This is a genomic window from Sphingomonas psychrotolerans (assembly GCF_002796605.1).
Classification (GTDB): domain Bacteria; phylum Pseudomonadota; class Alphaproteobacteria; order Sphingomonadales; family Sphingomonadaceae; genus Sphingomonas; species Sphingomonas psychrotolerans.
This window is the reverse complement of sequence record NZ_CP024923.1, coordinates 3,199,770-3,215,082: the sequence shown is the minus strand read 5'-3', so window position 1 is coordinate 3,215,082 and position 15,313 is coordinate 3,199,770. Positions and strand designations below refer to the sequence as shown.

The following is a 15,313-nucleotide window of genomic DNA, read 5'->3' as shown; positions in this document are numbered from 1 at the left end:
CGTCATGACGCGCTACGCCACCCCGCTCGCCAATCCCGCCGCCACCTATCGTCAGGTCGATCTCGCCGGGCGCACCAGCGGTGCCGATTCACACCGGCTCGTCGGTCTGCTCTACGAAGAGGGGGTTGCCGCGCTTCGGGCCGCCGCCTGTGCCGCCGAGACCCGCCGGTTCGCGATCAAAAGCGAGCGCGTGGCGCGTGCGACGGCGATCCTGTTCGCGCTCGAGGCGGGGCTCGATTTCGAAAAGGGCGGCGAAGTCTCGCGCACGCTCGCGACCTTTTATCACGGGCTGCGCCAACAGGTGTTGCAGGCCAGCATCGGTACCGATCCCGAACCCTTCCGCGAAGCCGCGGCGAGTCTCGAGGAAATCGGCGGCGCTTGGGCGAGCGTTCGGGCTTCTTGATCAAGAGGAAGCCTGGGCTGACAGCGCGCTAACGAGTGGCGTAGGGAAGCTTGCATGAAAGGCAGCGCGCCAGTCTGGGTGATTCCCCCTTCCCTCTTTCGGGTGCGAGGCCTGCTTCTCATCGGTGTGCTACCGTGGGTCGCGCTCACTTCGCTCGTCATGCTGCAGAACCAGATCCTTGCTGCGCTACAGCAGCGTCCGCAGCCATTTTTACCGGCGCTGGGCTACACCGCCGCGATCTACTCCGCCTGGGCGCTGCTCGGCCCTTTGCTCCTTGTTGTGGCACATCGGATTCTGGCCGCCGGCGGCTCGCGGGGCATCCGCGCTGCGATGCTGGTATCAGGGCTGCCTGTAGCGCTCGCGTTTCACGTGGGGCTGTTCAGCATCCTCTACTGGCCTGTTTATGGGCGGAGTTTCGCCTCACCGGGCGAGATGGTCCCCTATGTCCTTGCCGCCAATCTCGATACGGGCGCGCTCGCTTATACGGCCATCGTGGCGATCGCCGTCGAATATCGCCGGCGCTCGGCCGCGGCCCCCATAATGGAGTCGGCGCACGCGCCTCTTTCGTCGGCAATCGACGGACTCTGGGTGCGTACCGGCGGCCGCCGACAGCACGTCCCTCTCGAGGCGATCGAATGGGTTGCGACGGCCGGGGACTATGTCGAGGTCCATACGGGTGCGGGCACGATTCTCGTCGACAGTTCGCTCTCGGCGCTCGGGACCGCTTTGCCCTCGACCGATTTCGCGCGCGTGCATCGTACCGCGATTGTCCGACTGGACAGGGTGCGTGCGGTTCGGCGCCTCGGGCGCGGCGATGCGCTTCTCGAACTCGCCGGTGGAGCCACCGTTCGTCTTAGCCGCCGGTATCGACGGGCGCTCTCCGGGTGGGCGGCGCTGGACTGATTGTCCCGGTCGGCGCAAAGGCGATCCCGCTCGGCGATTTGGCCGTGCCTGCGTTGCGCGGTTGCCGCAGACCCTGTCCCATGACCCGCTCCCTTCAGCCGCTGGCGTTCGTCGCCGCCCTTCTCGCTATGCTTCCGGCGCATGCCCAAACCAGGCCACGTGGCGACGAAGTGCTGGTGCTCGGCGCCCTGCACGGCCTGCACGCACGGGAAGAAAGTTTCGACTATGACCAGCTACGCCGCCTGCTCGAGGCATTTCGGCCCGATGTCGTTGTGCTGGAAGTGCGTCCAGACGAGCTGGTCGGGCGCACGGATACTCCCGGTCGTCCGGAATATCCTCAGATGATCTGGCGCTGGCTCGACAGTGCCGGAGTCGAGGCCGTGGCAATGGAGCCCGGCGGACCACGCTTCGCGGAGCTCGCGGGGGCGGCGGGAGCTGCCTTCGCGGCGCTCGGCCGAAACGATCCCCAAGGTGCAACTGCCCTGACGGCCTTCGACGAGGCGCTGGAAACCGCGCTGCTCGCTTATTGGCGGCGCGCCAGTCAGACTCAGGACGAGACGACCGCGCGCATGGTCGACAGCCATGTCGCGCTCCGTGCCGCAATCGTCGGCCCTGCGTTCGTAAAAGTGCAGTCTGCGTGGGACGATGGGATGGCGGAGGTCGTGACGCGCACGGTCCAGTCGAGACCAGGCAAGCGGGTGCTGGTGATCGGCGGCTATCGCAATCGCGGCCAGCTCGAGAATGCGGTCCGCAAGGTCGCCGCCGCCCGAATTGTCTCGTCCTCGTCGTGGGTAGCCCAGGTCGAGGCGCCTCGTAGGCCTGCGAGCAACTGATGAGCAAAAGGGGCGCCGCTGCGGGGCCATCGCGCGGATCCCCGGGCGAACGACAGCGATGTCGACCGGCTCGTCGGCCCGGTCGTTCGCAACCTAGAGATCCAGCTTCTCGTAATCCGCCGGGGGCGCGATGCCTTCCATCCGCTCGGAGAGTAAGGGGCGGAAGCTTGGCCGGCTCTTCATGCCGATATACCAGCGCTTGGCTTGGTCGTGGCTCTTCCAGTCGATCCCGCCGAGATAATCCGCGATCGAGATCTGCGCCGCGGCGGCGAGGTCGGCCAGGCTCATCGTCGGGCCGGCGAGCCAGGTGCGGTGATCGAGCAGATAGTCGATATAATCGAGATGCGCGACTGCGGCCTTCATCGCCTCGCGCAGTGCCTTGGCGTCGGGCGCCACCTTGTGCACCACACGCTTGATCATGCGCTCGTGGAGCAAGGGTGCGGTGATGTCGCTGTAGAAATGGTCGTCGAACCAGATCACCAGCCGGCGGATCTCGGCGCGATCGGTGGCGGTGCCGCTGATCATCGCGTTCTTGCTGACCGTCTCCTCGAAGAATTCGCAGATCACCGTCGAATCGATCAGTGTGACGCCACGCTCGGTGTCGACCATCACCGGCACCTGGCCGGTCGGGTTCAGGTCGAGGAACTCGTCGCGCCGCAGCCACGGCGATTCGCGCACCGGCTCATAGCCGATTGCCTTTTCGCCGAGCAGCAGGCGGACTTTGCGCGAAAACGGACAAAGCGGGAATTGAAGGAGCTGCCACATGCAGCCCGTATCTACTGCGGACGCGCGGCGCGTCCAGCCGATGCGTCAATTATCCTCCGAGTAGGCCTCGATCGCGCCTTGCAGCGGCGCCAGCGCGTCGCGAAGCCGGTCTGCCGTCCGCGCCAGCTCGGCACTCATCGCCAGCGCATCACTGGTGACTGCGCCGACGGCGCCGACCGCGCGGCGCGTCCGCGCATGGAGCTTGGCTTCGAAATGCGGATCGCGGCGCCGTTCGACGTCGCGCAGCGTATCCGACGGGCGGATGTCCGCGTCGGGATCGGCATAACGGGCAAGCGGCCCTACCTTGGTATCGAGCACGATCCCCGCCAGCGCGCTCATCGCCATTGCGACGCCTTCCTGCACCATCGGGTCGTTGAGCCGGCGCACCGCTTCGGCCTCGCCCCGCGTTTGCGCGGCGGCGGGAAGGGCGATTGCGCATAGAAGGGCGGCGGTAGAGACCAGACGCATGACATTCTCCCGAGTCGTCAGGAACGCTTATATATCATTCCCAACACCTTAGCACAGGCTGAACGTCACTCGGCGGCGACGGCCTCCACCGCGTCCGAGAGCGGCTGGGGCAGCCGGGTGAGCATCTCCTTCGGCACCACTTGCCAGAAATGCCCGACCGCGCGGTCCCAATCCTCGAGGATTCCCTGCGACCATTTGCTGTCGGTCGCCGCGGCATGCGCCTCAACCAGTCCGCGAAGCTTGTCTTCCCAATGCGCCGAGGCCAGTCGCTGCCAGACGATGCTCTCGGGATTGGCGCGGCCTTCGAAGCTCGCATCAGCGTCATAGACGAAGGCCATGCCCCCGGTCATCCCGGCGCCGAAGTTCATGCCGACCTTGCCGAGCACCACCGCGGTGCCGCCGGTCATATATTCGCAGCCGTTGGCGCCGCAGCCCTCGACCACCACTTCGGCACCCGAATTGCGCACCGCGAAGCGCTCACCCGCCTGGCCCGCGGCGAACAGCCGGCCGGAAGTCGCGCCGTACAGCACGGTGTTGCCGATGATCGTATTGTCCTGGGACGCGAGCGGCGAACTCACCATTGGGCGGACGACGATGACGCCGCCCGACAATCCCTTGCCGACATAGTCGTTGGCATCGCCGAACACTTCGAGCGTGATGCCCTTGCACAGGAACGCGCCGAGCGACTGGCCTGCGGACCCGCGCAGCCGCACCTGGACATGATTGTCGTTGAGCGTCGACATGCCGAATTTGCGGGTGACCTCCGACGACAGCCGGGTCCCCACTGCGCGGTGCGTGTTGCGCACCGAATAGGTGAGCTGCATCTTCTCGCCGCGCGAGAATACCGCCGCCGCGTCGCGGATCATCTGCGCGTCGAGGCTGTCGGGAACTTCGTTGCGGAAGGTCGACAGGCTGAAGCGCCGGTTGGCATCGTCGGCATCGACTTTGGCGAGAATCGGGTTCAAGTCGAGATCGTCGAGATGCTCGGCGCCGCGGCTGACCTGGCGGAGCAATTCGGTGCGCCCGATGATCTCGTCGAGGCTGCTGAAGCCGAGCTTGGCAAGGATCTCGCGCACTTCCTCGGCGATGAAGGTCATCAGATTGATCACCTTTTCCGGGGTGCCGACGAACTTCGCGCGCAGCCTTTCGTCCTGCGTGCAGACGCCGACCGGGCAGGTGTTCGAATGGCACTGCCGCACCATGATGCAGCCCATCGCGACGAGGCTGAGCGTGCCGATGCCGAATTCCTCGGCGCCGAGGATCGCGGCGATGACGATGTCGCGCCCGGTCTTGAGCCCGCCATCGGTGCGCAGGGTCACCCGGCCGCGCAGCCCGTTGAGGGTGAGTGTCTGATTTACTTCGGTCAGCCCCATTTCCCACGGCGTGCCCGCATATTTGACCGAAGTCTGCGGGCTCGCGCCGGTGCCGCCGACATGGCCGGCGACGAGGATCACGTCGGCATGCGCCTTGGCGACGCCAGCCGCGACCGTGCCGATCCCCGCCGAGGACACCAGTTTGACGCAGACCCGCGCGCGCGGATTGATCATCTTGAGGTCGTAGATGAGCTGGGCCAAATCCTCGATCGAATAGATGTCGTGGTGCGGCGGCGGGCTGATCAGCGTCACCCCCGGCGTCGCATGGCGCAGCTTGGCGATGAACTCGGTCACCTTGAAGCCGGGCAGCTGGCCGCCCTCGCCGGGCTTGGCGCCCTGGGCCACCTTGATCTCGATCTCGTCGCACGCGCCGAGATATTCCGCGGTCACGCCGAACCGTCCGGAGGCGATCTGCTTGATCACCGAATTGGCATTGTCGCCATTCTCGTACGGCGTGTAGCGTAGCCGGTCCTCCCCGCCCTCGCCCGAAACGGCCTTGGCGCCGATCCGGTTCATCGCGATCGCCAGCGTCTCGTGCGCTTCGGGGCTGAGCGCCCCAAGCGACATGCCCGGCGTCACGAAGCGCTTGCGGATCTCGGTGATCGCTTCGACCTGGTCGATCGGCAGGCCTTCGTTGGGGAAATTGAACTCGAGCAAGTCGCGCAGATAGACCGGCGGCATGTCGCGCACCCCGCGCGAGAATTGCAAATACGAGGAATAGCTGTCGGTCGAGACCGCCGTCTGCAGCAGATGCATCAATTGCGCCGAATAGGCATGCGTCTCGCCGCCGTGGCGCTGGCGATAGAAGCCGCCGATCGGCAGCGACGCGACTGCGCGATCGAACGCCGCTTCGTGGCGCATCATCGCGTTCAAGTGGAGCGAGGCATAGCCTTCGCCCGAGATCTTGGCGGGCATGCCGGGGAACAGATCGTTCACCAGCGCCCGGCTCAGCCCGACCGCTTCGAAATTATAGCCGCCACGGTACGACGAGATTACGGCGATCCCCATCTTCGACAGGATCTTGAGCAGCCCTTCGTCGATCGCCTTGCGGTGCCGCTTGAGGCATTCGGCGAGACTCAGATCGCCGAACAGCCCGCGTGCCTGGCGGTCGGCGATCGAGGCTTCGGCGAGATAGGCGTTCACCGTGGTCGCGCCGACGCCGATCAGCACGGCATAATAATGCGTGTCGAGGCATTCGGCAGTGCGGACGTTGACGCTGGCGTAAGAGCGCAAACCGCGGCGAACGAGGTGGGTGTGCACTGCGGCGGCGGCGAGCACCCCGGCAATCGCCACCTTGTCGGTGCCGAGATGCTCGTCGGTCAGAAACAATTCGGTGCAGCCGGCGCGTACCGCCTGTTCGGCCTCGTAGCGGATCCGTGTGATTGCGGCGCGCAGCCCCTCGGGGCCGCTTCCGGTCTCGAAGGTGCAGTCGATCTCGGCGCACTGGCCGCCGAAATGCGCGCGTAGCCGATGCCAGTCGGCATTGGTCAGCACGGGGCTCTCGAGCACCAGCACGGGACTCTTGCTGCCCTCGACGTCGAGAATGTTGGCGAGGTTCCCGAACCGCGTCTTGAGCGTCATCACCTGGCGTTCGCGCAGCGAATCGATCGGCGGGTTGGTCACCTGGCTGAAGTTCTGCCGGAAGAATTGGCTGATCAGCCGCGGCTTGTCCGAAATCACGGCCAGCGGGGTATCGTCGCCCATCGAGCCGATCGCTTCCTTGGCGGTCTCGACCATCGGCGCGAGGATCAGCTCCATGTCCTCGAGCGTCTGCCCTGCCGCGACCTGCCGCCGGGTCAGCTCGGCACGGTCGTAATAACCGCCGGTCTCGGCTGCGGGCAGATCGTTCAGCGTGATGAACTCGCCGATCATCGCGGCATAATTCGCCTCTCCGGCGATGCGGTCCTTGATCGCCATGTCGTCGAACAGCACGCCGTTTTCGAGATCGACTGCGATCATCTGCCCCGGGCCCATCCGGCCCTTGGCGAGGATGGAGGATTCGGAAATCTGGACCATGCCCGTCTCGGAGCCGACAATGAGAAGGCCATCAGACGTCTGGGTATAGCGCAGCGGACGCAGTGCGTTGCGGTCGACGCCGGCAACCGCCCAGCGGCCGTCGGTCATCGCCAGCGCGGCGGGGCCGTCCCACGGCTCCATCACGCTCGCCAGATATTTGTACATCGAGAGGTGGCTGGCGGGGGTGTTGTCGTCCCACGCCTCGGGCACCAGCATCAATTTGGCGGTCGGCGCGTCGCGCCCCGAACGGCAGATCGCCTCGAACACCGCGTCGAGCGCGGCCGTGTCTGAAGCTCCCGCCGGAATCACCGGCTTGATGTCCTCGCTCTGCTCGCCGAACGCGAGGCTCGCCATCTTGATTTCGTGGCTGAGCATCCAGTTCTTGTTGCCGCGGATCGTGTTGATTTCGCCATTGTGCGCGAGGCAGCGGAACGGCTGCGCCAGCCACCATTGCGGGAAGGTGTTGGTCGAATAACGCTGATGGAAGATCGCGACGCGGCTGGTGAAGCGCTCGTCCTTGAGATCGGGATAGAATTCGCTGAGGCTCTCGGCGAGGAACAGCCCCTTGTAGATGATCGAGCGGGTCGACAGCGAGCAGATGTAGAAGCCGCTGATCTGCGCGGCGATGACGCGCTTCTCGATCCGGCGGCGGATGAGGTACAGGTTCTTCTCGAACTCGGCGGCGTCGACTTCGGCGGGCAGCGGCCCGGCGATCATGATCTGCTCGATCTCGGGGCGGGTCGCCTGTGCCTTCATCCCGATCACCCGAACGTCGACGGGCACCTGACGCCAACCATAGATGGTGTAGCCGGCCTCGATGATCTCCGATTCGACGATCGTGCGGCACGCCTCCTGCGCCCCCAGATCAGTGCGCGGCAGGAAGATCATGCCGACGGCGAGGCGATTCGGCATCACGCGGTGACCGCCGGCGGCGATCGCGTCGTCGAAGAATCGCACCGGCAAGTCGACATGCAGGCCCGCGCCATCGCCGGTCTTGCCATCGGCATCGACTGCGCCGCGGTGCCACACTGCCTTCAGCGCATCGATCGCCGACTGGACGACGCGGCGCGACGGCTGGCCGTCGGTCGCGGCGACCATGCCCACGCCGCAGGCATCGCCTTCGAACTCGGGGCGGTACATGCCTTCGTTGGCAAGGCGGGTGCGTTCGGATTCACTGGTCATTGCTTGGTCTCGACCTCGGTGTCGGTGTCGCCCTCGGACTTGGGCGGCGGCGGCAGGTGCGCCGTCTCTTTCTCGACGCGCTTCATGATCTCGGGCATCGCGCGCATCATCTCGGGCATGGATGCGGACATTTCCTGCAGCATCTCGGGATCCATGAAGGTCAGCAGATAGTCCTTCGCGAACGCGGCGCCCGACGGCGTGGCGAAGAACACGTCCATGTCGCTCAGCTGCTGCAGCGTGAAACGCCGGGCAAAGGCCTTGCCGACAGCCGCCCGGACGCGCGGCTCGAGCTTGTCCATCACCTTGCCCATTTCCTCGCCCATCACGCGCGTCATGATGGTCATGCGCTCGCGAAAAGCGGGATCCTTCTCCGCCGCGAGCTGCTCGAGTGTCTTGCCGCTCTTGTCTTTCTCATCCAGATCGGCAGCGGTCATCCCGCTCATCCGGGCAATCATCGCGTCCATCATCTGCGGGAAGGCGTCGCGCATGATGCGCAGGTAAATCCCCTGCGGGACGAGCTTGGCGACCACCTTTTCGGCAGTCGTCAGTCGCGCCGGATCCGCTGCCACCACTTGCGGAGCGGCCCGTGCCGGCACCGCATGGGGCAATGCGGGCGCCAGGATGATTCCCGCCAACAGTCCCTTCGCAACGCGGCGCAACGCCTGGCGGTCGGGCGCCGCAACCATGCCGATATAGCAGGCTTCGCCTCCGAGCTCGCGGCGGTGCATGCCCTCGCGGGCGTGGCGCTGATGCTCAGGGGTCATTTATCAATCCCTGCTGATGGAAAAGGTAGCCAGCTTTTCTCCCCGCTGGCGATGACATAGTTGTTGGCCGCCCGATCTGCGGCGGCGAGCGCGCGCTTGGTCAGATCCGTCGTGGCGGCGGCCTTGGCATTCCCCACTTCCCGCAGGAAGCCATCGAGGCGGCCGCCGATTCGCCGGCCGGCTGGCGTAGTCGAGAACTCAGATAGCCTTTTGGAAAGCCGCGATTGAATTTCGGCTCCGTGCCCGGTCCGAAATGTCCTCTGCATGGCCATGGTGGCAGTTTCCCCAACGCGGACCTCGGCCGGCAAGGTCGCCATGTCAGCCACACTTGGGCGCAGCACGGCTGCGAATGCGGTCAGATCGGCGTCGCTGAACTGCGTCCAATGCGCGCGCGCCGCCATTCGGGCAGAGGCAAACCGTTCAGGAAGTGCCTTAGCCATTTCGCGCGTGGCGCCGGCAACCATTGCATCGCCGATGCCCGGATAGACCTTCTCCAGCTGTTGGCCCTCAGGGGTAGACAGCAAACCCGAGTGAATCGTCGCGGCTAGCGCCGCATCCAATAGCCGGGCCGAGAACTGCTCATAAAAAAAGCCCTCAACTATTGTGGTCAACGCGATTTCTCTAGGCGAAGCCGTTGAATGGGTAGCGAGCGGCGCAGTAGGCGCCGACTGCGCGGGGCCTGCGATCATCAAGGCTAAGACTGAGAACAGGCTCACGCCGCGACCTTCTCGCTGAGGGCCTTCGCCTTCATCCAAGCATGCATATGCGCCGCGACGTCGCGGCCGTCGCGGATCGCCCACACCACCAGGCTGGCGCCGCGGACGATGTCGCCCGCCGCGAACACGCCTTCGATGCTGGTCATCATCGATTTGCCGTCGGTGCGCAGTGTCCCCCAGCGGGTGACGCCCAGCGCCTCGGCGCCGAACAGCCGGGGCAGATCTTCGGCCTCGAAGCCGAGCGCCTTGATCACGAGGTCTGCCGGCAGCTGGAACGCTCCACCCGGATCGACTTCGGGCGCGCGGCGGCCCGAGGCGTCGGGCGCGCCGAGCCGCATCTTCGTCGCGCGCACGCCGGTCACCTTGTCGCCGCCATCGAACGCCTCGGGCGCCGAGAGCCAGACGAACTCGACGCCTTCCTCCTCGGCATTGGCGACTTCGCGCTGCGAGCCCGGCATGTTGGCGCGGTCGCGGCGATAAAGGCACTTCACCGACGCCGCGCCCTGGCGGATCGCAGTGCGGACGCAGTCCATCGCCGTGTCGCCGCCGCCCACTACCACGACATGCTTGCCGTCGGCGTTGAGGCTGCCGTCGTCGAACGCGGGGACGGTGTCGCCGAAGCTCTTGCGGTTGGAAGCGGTAAGATAGTCGAGCGCCTCGATCACGCCCGAAGCGCCGACCCCCGGCGCCTTGATTCCACGCGCCTTGTACACGCCGGTGGCGATCAGGATCGTGTCGTGCCGCGCGCGCAGTTCATCGAGCGTCGCCTCGCGGCCGACTTCGAAGCTGGTGTGGAAGACGATCCCCGCCTCTTCGAGCCGGGCGACTCGCCGCATCACGATGTGCTTCTCGAGCTTGAAGCCCGGGATGCCATAGGTCAGCAGTCCGCCGGCGCGGTCATGCCGATCATAGATATGGACGTCATAGCCCATCTCGCGAAGATACTCGGCGGCGCTCAGCCCCGCCGGCCCCGCACCGATCACGCCGACCGATTGGCCGCGCGCCGGGCCGACCCGGACCGGCTCGACCCAACCTTCGTCCCACGCCTTGTCGGTGATGAACTTCTCGACCGATCCGATCGTCACTGCGCCATGCCCGGAGAATTCGATCACGCAATTGCCTTCGCACAGCCGGTCCTGCGGGCAGATGCGGCCGCAGATCTCCGGCATGGTCGAAGTGGCGTTGCTGAGTTCATATGCTTCGCGCAGCCGGCCTTCGGCAGTCAACCGCAGCCAATCGGGGATGTGATTGTGCAGCGGGCAATGCACCGAACAATAAGGCACCCCGCATTGCGAGCAGCGCCCGGCCTGTGCCTCGGCATCGGGCACGGCATAGCGTTCCGCAATCTCGCGAAAATCCTCCGCGCGGAGTTCAGCCTCGCGCTTGTCGGGATATTGCTGCCCGCGCGCTACGAATTTGAGCATTGCATCGTCTGCCATGCCCGCGCCCTATCCAAGGGAGCAGGATAAATAAAGCAGCAATACTGACCTATTAAGCCACTTTATTCTGGGCTAACAGGCGAAACGTAAGATTGTTGCGCCTGACTATGGCCGCTTTGGACCTATCTCATACCTAGCCACAGCAGAGCGGCAGCACCGGCCACGATTCGGTACCAGGCGAAAGGCGCGAAACCATGGCGCGTCACGATCGCCAGAAACGCTTTCACTACTGCGAGCGCGACGATGAAACTCACGACGAATCCCACGGCGATCAGCTCGAGGCCATCGGCGGTGATCGCGTCACGGTGCTTGTAGAGCTGGAGCACGGTAGCGCCGGTCAGTGTCGGCAGCGCGAGGAAGAAGCTGAAATCAGCGGCAGTGCGTCGGTCGACGCCCAGCGCCATCGCCCCCATGATGGTCGCCCCCGAACGGCTCACGCCCGGGATCATCGCGAGGCACTGGACCAGCCCGATCTTGATCGACTGCCCCGTCGACACCCCCGAAATACCCAACACATTCTCGGTCCGCGCGAACCGCTCGACGACGAGGATCGCAACACCACCGACGATCAATGCCCACGCGACGACCACGGCGTTCTCGAGCAACGCATCGATCTGGTCGCCGAAAGCGAGCCCGAGCACGACGGCGGGGAAGAAGGCGATCAGCAGGTTGCGGACGAACGCGACTGATGCCGGCTCCCATTTGAGCAGCCCTTTGAACACCGCGAGAAAGGTGCGCCAATAGAGCACGACGATGGCAAGGATCGCGCCTGGCTGGATCGCGATGTTGAACACCGCCCATTGTGCGGCGTCGTAGCCCATCAGCTCGCTCGCGAGGATCAGATGCCCGGTGGAGGAGACGGGGAGGAATTCGGTGACGCCTTCGACGATGCCGAGCAGGATCGCGACGAGAAATTCGGTCATGGGCAAAAAGGCCTCTCGGTCACGCGCGCCCCGGCGCGTGGCCGGTGCGCTGGGTCATGCGGAGTCGCGTCAGGCAGCCGCGCCGATCTGGGCGAACCGGCCATGTCGGCGAAAGCGCACCAGCCAGCTCGGCGCCACGCTGGCAAGCGGGGTCGGCGCGATGCCGAGCTGCGCGAAGCCCTCGGCACCGGCAGAGACGACATTGTCCCGCTGGAGCATCCGCCACTGATCGCTGGTGATCGGCGCACCCGGGAGTGCGCCCAACATCGCGACGAGGCTACCCAATGCATCGGGAAGCTCGATGAACCGCGCGTCGCGTCCGATAGCGGCTGCGATCCAGCGATAGAGCGCGCCCATCGTCACTATGTCGGGGCCGCCGAGCTCGTAGATGTGGCCGCCATGCCGGGCGGGATCGGACAATGCCTTGACCGCCGCCATTGCCACGTCGGTGACATAGACCGGCTGGAAGCGCACGCCGGTGCGCAGAACGGGCACCAGGGGCGCGACCGCGATCATCGCAGCGAATCGGTTCACAAAGGCATCCTCACGGCCGAACACCACTGCCGGGCGCAGGATCGTCGCGTTGGGAAAGGCTTCACGCACTGCGCGCTCGCCCTGCGCCTTGGAGCGGCCATAAGCCGCCGGCGAGTCGAGATCGGCGCCCAGCGCGGAGAGATGGACCAGCGCATGGACGCCGTTCCGCCGCGCCGCCTCGGCAATGTTGCGGGCGCCGTCGACATGGACCTTCTGCATCGCGCCGCCGAAGGTGCCGGCGAGATTGACCACCAGATCCGATCCTTCGATCGCGCGCGCGATCGTGTCGGGCCGGGTCACATCGGCCGCGACGAACTGGGTCTGGCCGAGGCCGCCCAATGGCTTGAGGAACCACGCGTCCCGCGGTCGCTTCTGTGCGATTCGCACGCGCGCACCTGCGCGATAGAGCTCCTGGGCCACATAGCGCCCCAGAAACCCGCCGCCGCCGATCAGCGTTACCAGCCTGTCTTTCATGCCTGCCTCTTGAGCCTCATGCGAGCCGCCCCCATGCCGCGTGGCCACGCAAACGGCAAGCGGTGCGGGCGATGGACGGAGCCGTGCTCGCGGTGGCGACGCGGTGTTGACAGCCGCCCGACCCTCCAATAGAGCGCGCCGCCTACCCCGTGCCCAGATGGCGGAATTGGTAGACGCACCAGCTTCAGGTGCTGGCGCTCGCAAGGGCGTGGAGGTTCGAGTCCTCTTCTGGGCACCACTTACCTATCTCAAGGCATCCCGCCCCATCGACAAAAACGGCAGAAAACTGCCACTTTTGCTCGGTTCGGTGCGAAAATGTCCGAGTAGGTTTCAGTCGATCTCAGGGCCACAAGGGCCACCTTCGGAGCCAGATATGGCCCCGGAAAATCTGGTGGCCAGAGGGGCCATATCGAGGGATAAAAGTGGTCGCCATCCGAACAGAACCGATCGAATCGGGAGTTTGGCATATGGCTTTGAAAGATCTGGAAATCCGCGCCCTCAAGCCGAGGGATCGCATCTACAAAAAAGCGGACGAGCGCGGCCTCTACATCGAGGTGCATCCAACAGGGTCGAAACTCTGGCGCTTCAAGTTCACTTTCCTCGGCAAGGACAAGCGCATTGCGTTCGGCCGTTACCCTGAAATTGGTCTGGCGGAGGCGCGTCAGAAGCGAGATGAGGCACGGCAGAAGCTCCGTGAGGGCCTGGATCCTCTGTTCGAACGGAAGCGGGAAAAGCTGCTGGCGGCATACAGCGCGGCGAACACCTTCGACCAAATCGGCAAGGAGTATATCGCAAAGATGGTCGCCGAGGGCCGCGCCGATACCACGACGGCCAAGGCCAACTGGCTACTCGAGCAGCTCAGCCCGTTGGCGGGCCAGCCCATCGGAGACCTCAAACCGATTGACGTGCTGGCAGCTCTCAAACGAATTGAAGCGAAGGGCAAGTACGAGACCGCACGGCGATGCCGGTCGTTTGCGGGGCGTGTATTTCGGTATGCCATTGCCACGGCGCGAGCGGAAAGTGATCCTACGGCGTTTCTGCGTGGCGCCCTAATAACCCCTAAGACGACGCACCACGGCGCTATTCTCGATCCAGCGGGCGTAGGTGAGTTGCTGCGCTCGGTAGACGCTTATACCGGCCACCACATCACCCGGCTGGCTGTGCAGATATCGCCCCATGTGATGGCCCGCCCTGGCGAGCTTCGTCAGGCATTATGGCCCGAGTTCGATCTGGAGAATGCGGTTTGGCGCATCCCCGCCGAACGCATGAAGATGCGGCGACCGCATGCCGTCCCGCTGTCCCGACAGGTGCTGGCATATCTCGCGGAGCTTCATCCCCTGACGGGGCCGGATGGATATGTCTTCCCGGCATTTCACACCTCGCGCCGCCCACTCAGCGAGAATACCGTCAACCAGGTGTTTCGTCGCCTCGGCTATGCCGCCGGAGAGGTTACAGCGCACGGCCTTCGCACGACTGCGTCTACACTTCTCAATGAAAGCGGCATGTGGAGCGCCGACGCAATCGAACGTTCGCTCGCCCATGCGGACAAGGATGCTGTGCGCGGCATCTATAATCGCGGTGCCTATTGGGAGGAGCGCGTCGCCATGCATCAGTGGTGGAGCGACCATCTCGACACGCTACGGGCCACTGTCACCGACGTGGCTTCGGCGAAACGTTCGTGGGCATGATGCTGTCGCAAGGTCGTGAACGGCCGCTGGCGGTCCGGTTCTGAGCCTGGCGGTGCGACAATTGAATGGCCGAAAGTGGGCCGTTAGCGGCCAGGCAGCTTTTGAATGCCCGGCACGCGAAAGCAGTCCTTCATTCGGTGAACATCTGCACGTTTGATGAGACGCCCGAGAACCCGAGACAATCGGTGCCGCGTTGAGAGGGCTCGAGCCCGGCGGATCTTCCGGCGAACTTGAAACAGCAAGCCGGCTTCCGGAAAGTACGGGGGCAAGAAACTGCGCGTTGACACGATCAATGCCATGGTCACAGATGGCACGTGGGGACAGCGGGGGGGCAGCGAGTGAGTTTACGAAAGTGCGTGGTCGGCGGTGCAGCCGGCATGTTGATTGCCTCCGGAAGTCTTGCCGGGACAACCCAGGAAGTCACCGCTTACGAATATGACTCGCTTGGTCGGCTGGCTCACACCAGCAACACCGGCGGTCCGAACAGCGGAACCGTGACCGGCACCTGCTTCGACAAGGCAGGGAACCGTGTTCAATATGTGGTGAACACAAGCGGCCTTCCCACGTGTGCGACACAGCCGACCAGCATTTCCGCACCTGATGGGGCGCAAGGCGGAACGGCGACGAGACCCAACGACCAGCAAACAGTTCGCGAACCAAGCGCGGGCAATTGACAATCCTGCGTTCCGGTCAGCGCAAACTGTTGGCACCTGCTGCTACCTGCATCACAGTCACCGTCTCCCGGAGGCCTATGCATCCGCTTTTGTTCAATTGTGCCGCGATCATGGTTGCCGGGGGCAAAGAATCCTGGCGCAGCGTCCGCGAAATGGGC

Annotated in this window: 12 protein-coding genes and 1 tRNA gene; 5 read left to right on the top strand and 8 right to left on the bottom strand. The window is 64.9% G+C overall.

What is annotated here, in order from left to right:
- The first annotated feature begins 4 nt into the window (after nt 1–4).
- The 3 genes from CVN68_RS14380 (at nt 5) to CVN68_RS14370 (ending at nt 2,139) form a co-directional block, all read left to right on the top strand.
- Nucleotides 5–403 carry a flagellar export chaperone FliS gene (locus tag CVN68_RS14380; RefSeq protein WP_100282808.1) on the top strand — a complete coding sequence of 133 codons (399 nt, stop codon included), beginning with the start codon at nt 5–7 and terminating at the stop codon, nt 401–403.
- A gap of 54 nt (nt 404–457) precedes the next feature.
- Complete coding sequence (locus CVN68_RS14375; RefSeq protein ID WP_100282807.1) at nt 458–1,306, top strand: LytTR family DNA-binding domain-containing protein; 849 nt, start codon at nt 458–460, stop codon at nt 1,304–1,306.
- An 80-nt stretch (nt 1,307–1,386) separates the two neighbouring features.
- Complete coding sequence (locus tag CVN68_RS14370; protein ID WP_100282806.1) at nt 1,387–2,139, top strand: TraB/GumN family protein; 753 nt, start codon at nt 1,387–1,389, stop codon at nt 2,137–2,139.
- A 93-nt stretch (nt 2,140–2,232) separates the two neighbouring features.
- Here CVN68_RS14370 and CVN68_RS14365 read toward each other — a convergent pair whose 3' ends face one another.
- The 8 genes from CVN68_RS14365 to CVN68_RS14330 all read right to left on the bottom strand — a co-directional run bounded on the left by CVN68_RS14365 (nt 2,233) and on the right by CVN68_RS14330 (nt 12,793).
- On the bottom strand, nt 2,233–2,904 hold the full coding sequence (locus CVN68_RS14365; protein WP_100282805.1) for a glutathione S-transferase family protein: 672 nt from the start codon (nt 2,902–2,904) through the stop codon (nt 2,233–2,235).
- Between the two features lie 45 nt (nt 2,905–2,949).
- Nucleotides 2,950–3,372, bottom strand: coding sequence for a hypothetical protein (locus CVN68_RS14360; RefSeq protein WP_100282804.1), 423 nt, complete (start codon nt 3,370–3,372; stop codon nt 2,950–2,952).
- A 65-nt stretch (nt 3,373–3,437) separates the two neighbouring features.
- Complete coding sequence (gltB, locus tag CVN68_RS14355; RefSeq protein ID WP_100282803.1) at nt 3,438–7,943, bottom strand: glutamate synthase large subunit; 4,506 nt, start codon at nt 7,941–7,943, stop codon at nt 3,438–3,440.
- Entirely contained in the window at nt 7,940–8,707 is a 768-nt protein-coding gene (locus CVN68_RS14350; protein ID WP_100282802.1) for a DUF2059 domain-containing protein, read from the bottom strand. Before CVN68_RS14350 ends, gltB begins: the two co-directional genes overlap by 4 nt.
- The gene (locus CVN68_RS14345; protein WP_233503362.1) at nt 8,704–9,423 is read right to left on the bottom strand and encodes a hypothetical protein; all 720 of its coding nucleotides are present in this window, start codon (nt 9,421–9,423) and stop codon (nt 8,704–8,706) included. Before CVN68_RS14345 ends, CVN68_RS14350 begins: the two co-directional genes overlap by 4 nt.
- Complete coding sequence (locus CVN68_RS14340) at nt 9,420–10,862, bottom strand: NAD(P)-dependent oxidoreductase (protein ID WP_100282800.1); 1,443 nt, start codon at nt 10,860–10,862, stop codon at nt 9,420–9,422. The genes CVN68_RS14345 and CVN68_RS14340 overlap by 4 nt, the downstream gene beginning before the upstream one ends.
- 122 nt (nt 10,863–10,984) lie before the next feature.
- Nucleotides 10,985–11,785, bottom strand: a complete 801-nt coding sequence (locus tag CVN68_RS14335) for an undecaprenyl-diphosphate phosphatase (RefSeq protein ID WP_100282799.1) — start codon at nt 11,783–11,785, stop codon at nt 10,985–10,987.
- Between the two features lie 69 nt (nt 11,786–11,854).
- Nucleotides 11,855–12,793, bottom strand: coding sequence for a complex I NDUFA9 subunit family protein (locus CVN68_RS14330; protein WP_100282798.1), 939 nt, complete (start codon nt 12,791–12,793; stop codon nt 11,855–11,857).
- A gap of 151 nt (nt 12,794–12,944) precedes the next feature.
- Here CVN68_RS14330 and CVN68_RS14325 point away from each other — a divergent pair.
- Nucleotides 12,945–13,031: transfer RNA gene (locus CVN68_RS14325), tRNA-Leu, on the top strand.
- A gap of 229 nt (nt 13,032–13,260) precedes the next feature.
- Nucleotides 13,261–14,481, top strand: a complete 1,221-nt coding sequence (locus tag CVN68_RS14320) for a tyrosine-type recombinase/integrase (RefSeq protein WP_100282797.1) — start codon at nt 13,261–13,263, stop codon at nt 14,479–14,481.
- Nucleotides 14,482–15,313: the final 832 nt, after the last annotated feature.

Coding starts and splice junctions, on each gene's coding strand:
- CVN68_RS14380 (WP_100282808.1), top strand. CDS start 5: ATGACGCGCTACGCCACCCCGCTCGCCAATCCCGCCGCCACCTATCGT.
- CVN68_RS14335 (WP_100282799.1), bottom strand. CDS start 11,785: ATGACCGAATTTCTCGTCGCGATCCTGCTCGGCATCGTCGAAGGCGTC.
- gltB (WP_100282803.1), bottom strand. CDS start 7,943: ATGACCAGTGAATCCGAACGCACCCGCCTTGCCAACGAAGGCATGTAC.
- CVN68_RS14375 (WP_100282807.1), top strand. CDS start 458: ATGAAAGGCAGCGCGCCAGTCTGGGTGATTCCCCCTTCCCTCTTTCGG.
- CVN68_RS14320 (WP_100282797.1), top strand. CDS start 13,261: ATGGCTTTGAAAGATCTGGAAATCCGCGCCCTCAAGCCGAGGGATCGC.
- CVN68_RS14370 (WP_100282806.1), top strand. CDS start 1,387: ATGACCCGCTCCCTTCAGCCGCTGGCGTTCGTCGCCGCCCTTCTCGCT.
- CVN68_RS14330 (WP_100282798.1), bottom strand. CDS start 12,793: ATGAAAGACAGGCTGGTAACGCTGATCGGCGGCGGCGGGTTTCTGGGG.
- CVN68_RS14360 (WP_100282804.1), bottom strand. CDS start 3,372: ATGCGTCTGGTCTCTACCGCCGCCCTTCTATGCGCAATCGCCCTTCCC.
- CVN68_RS14365 (WP_100282805.1), bottom strand. CDS start 2,904: ATGTGGCAGCTCCTTCAATTCCCGCTTTGTCCGTTTTCGCGCAAAGTC.
- CVN68_RS14340 (WP_100282800.1), bottom strand. CDS start 10,862: ATGGCAGACGATGCAATGCTCAAATTCGTAGCGCGCGGGCAGCAATAT.
- CVN68_RS14350 (WP_100282802.1), bottom strand. CDS start 8,707: ATGACCCCTGAGCATCAGCGCCACGCCCGCGAGGGCATGCACCGCCGC.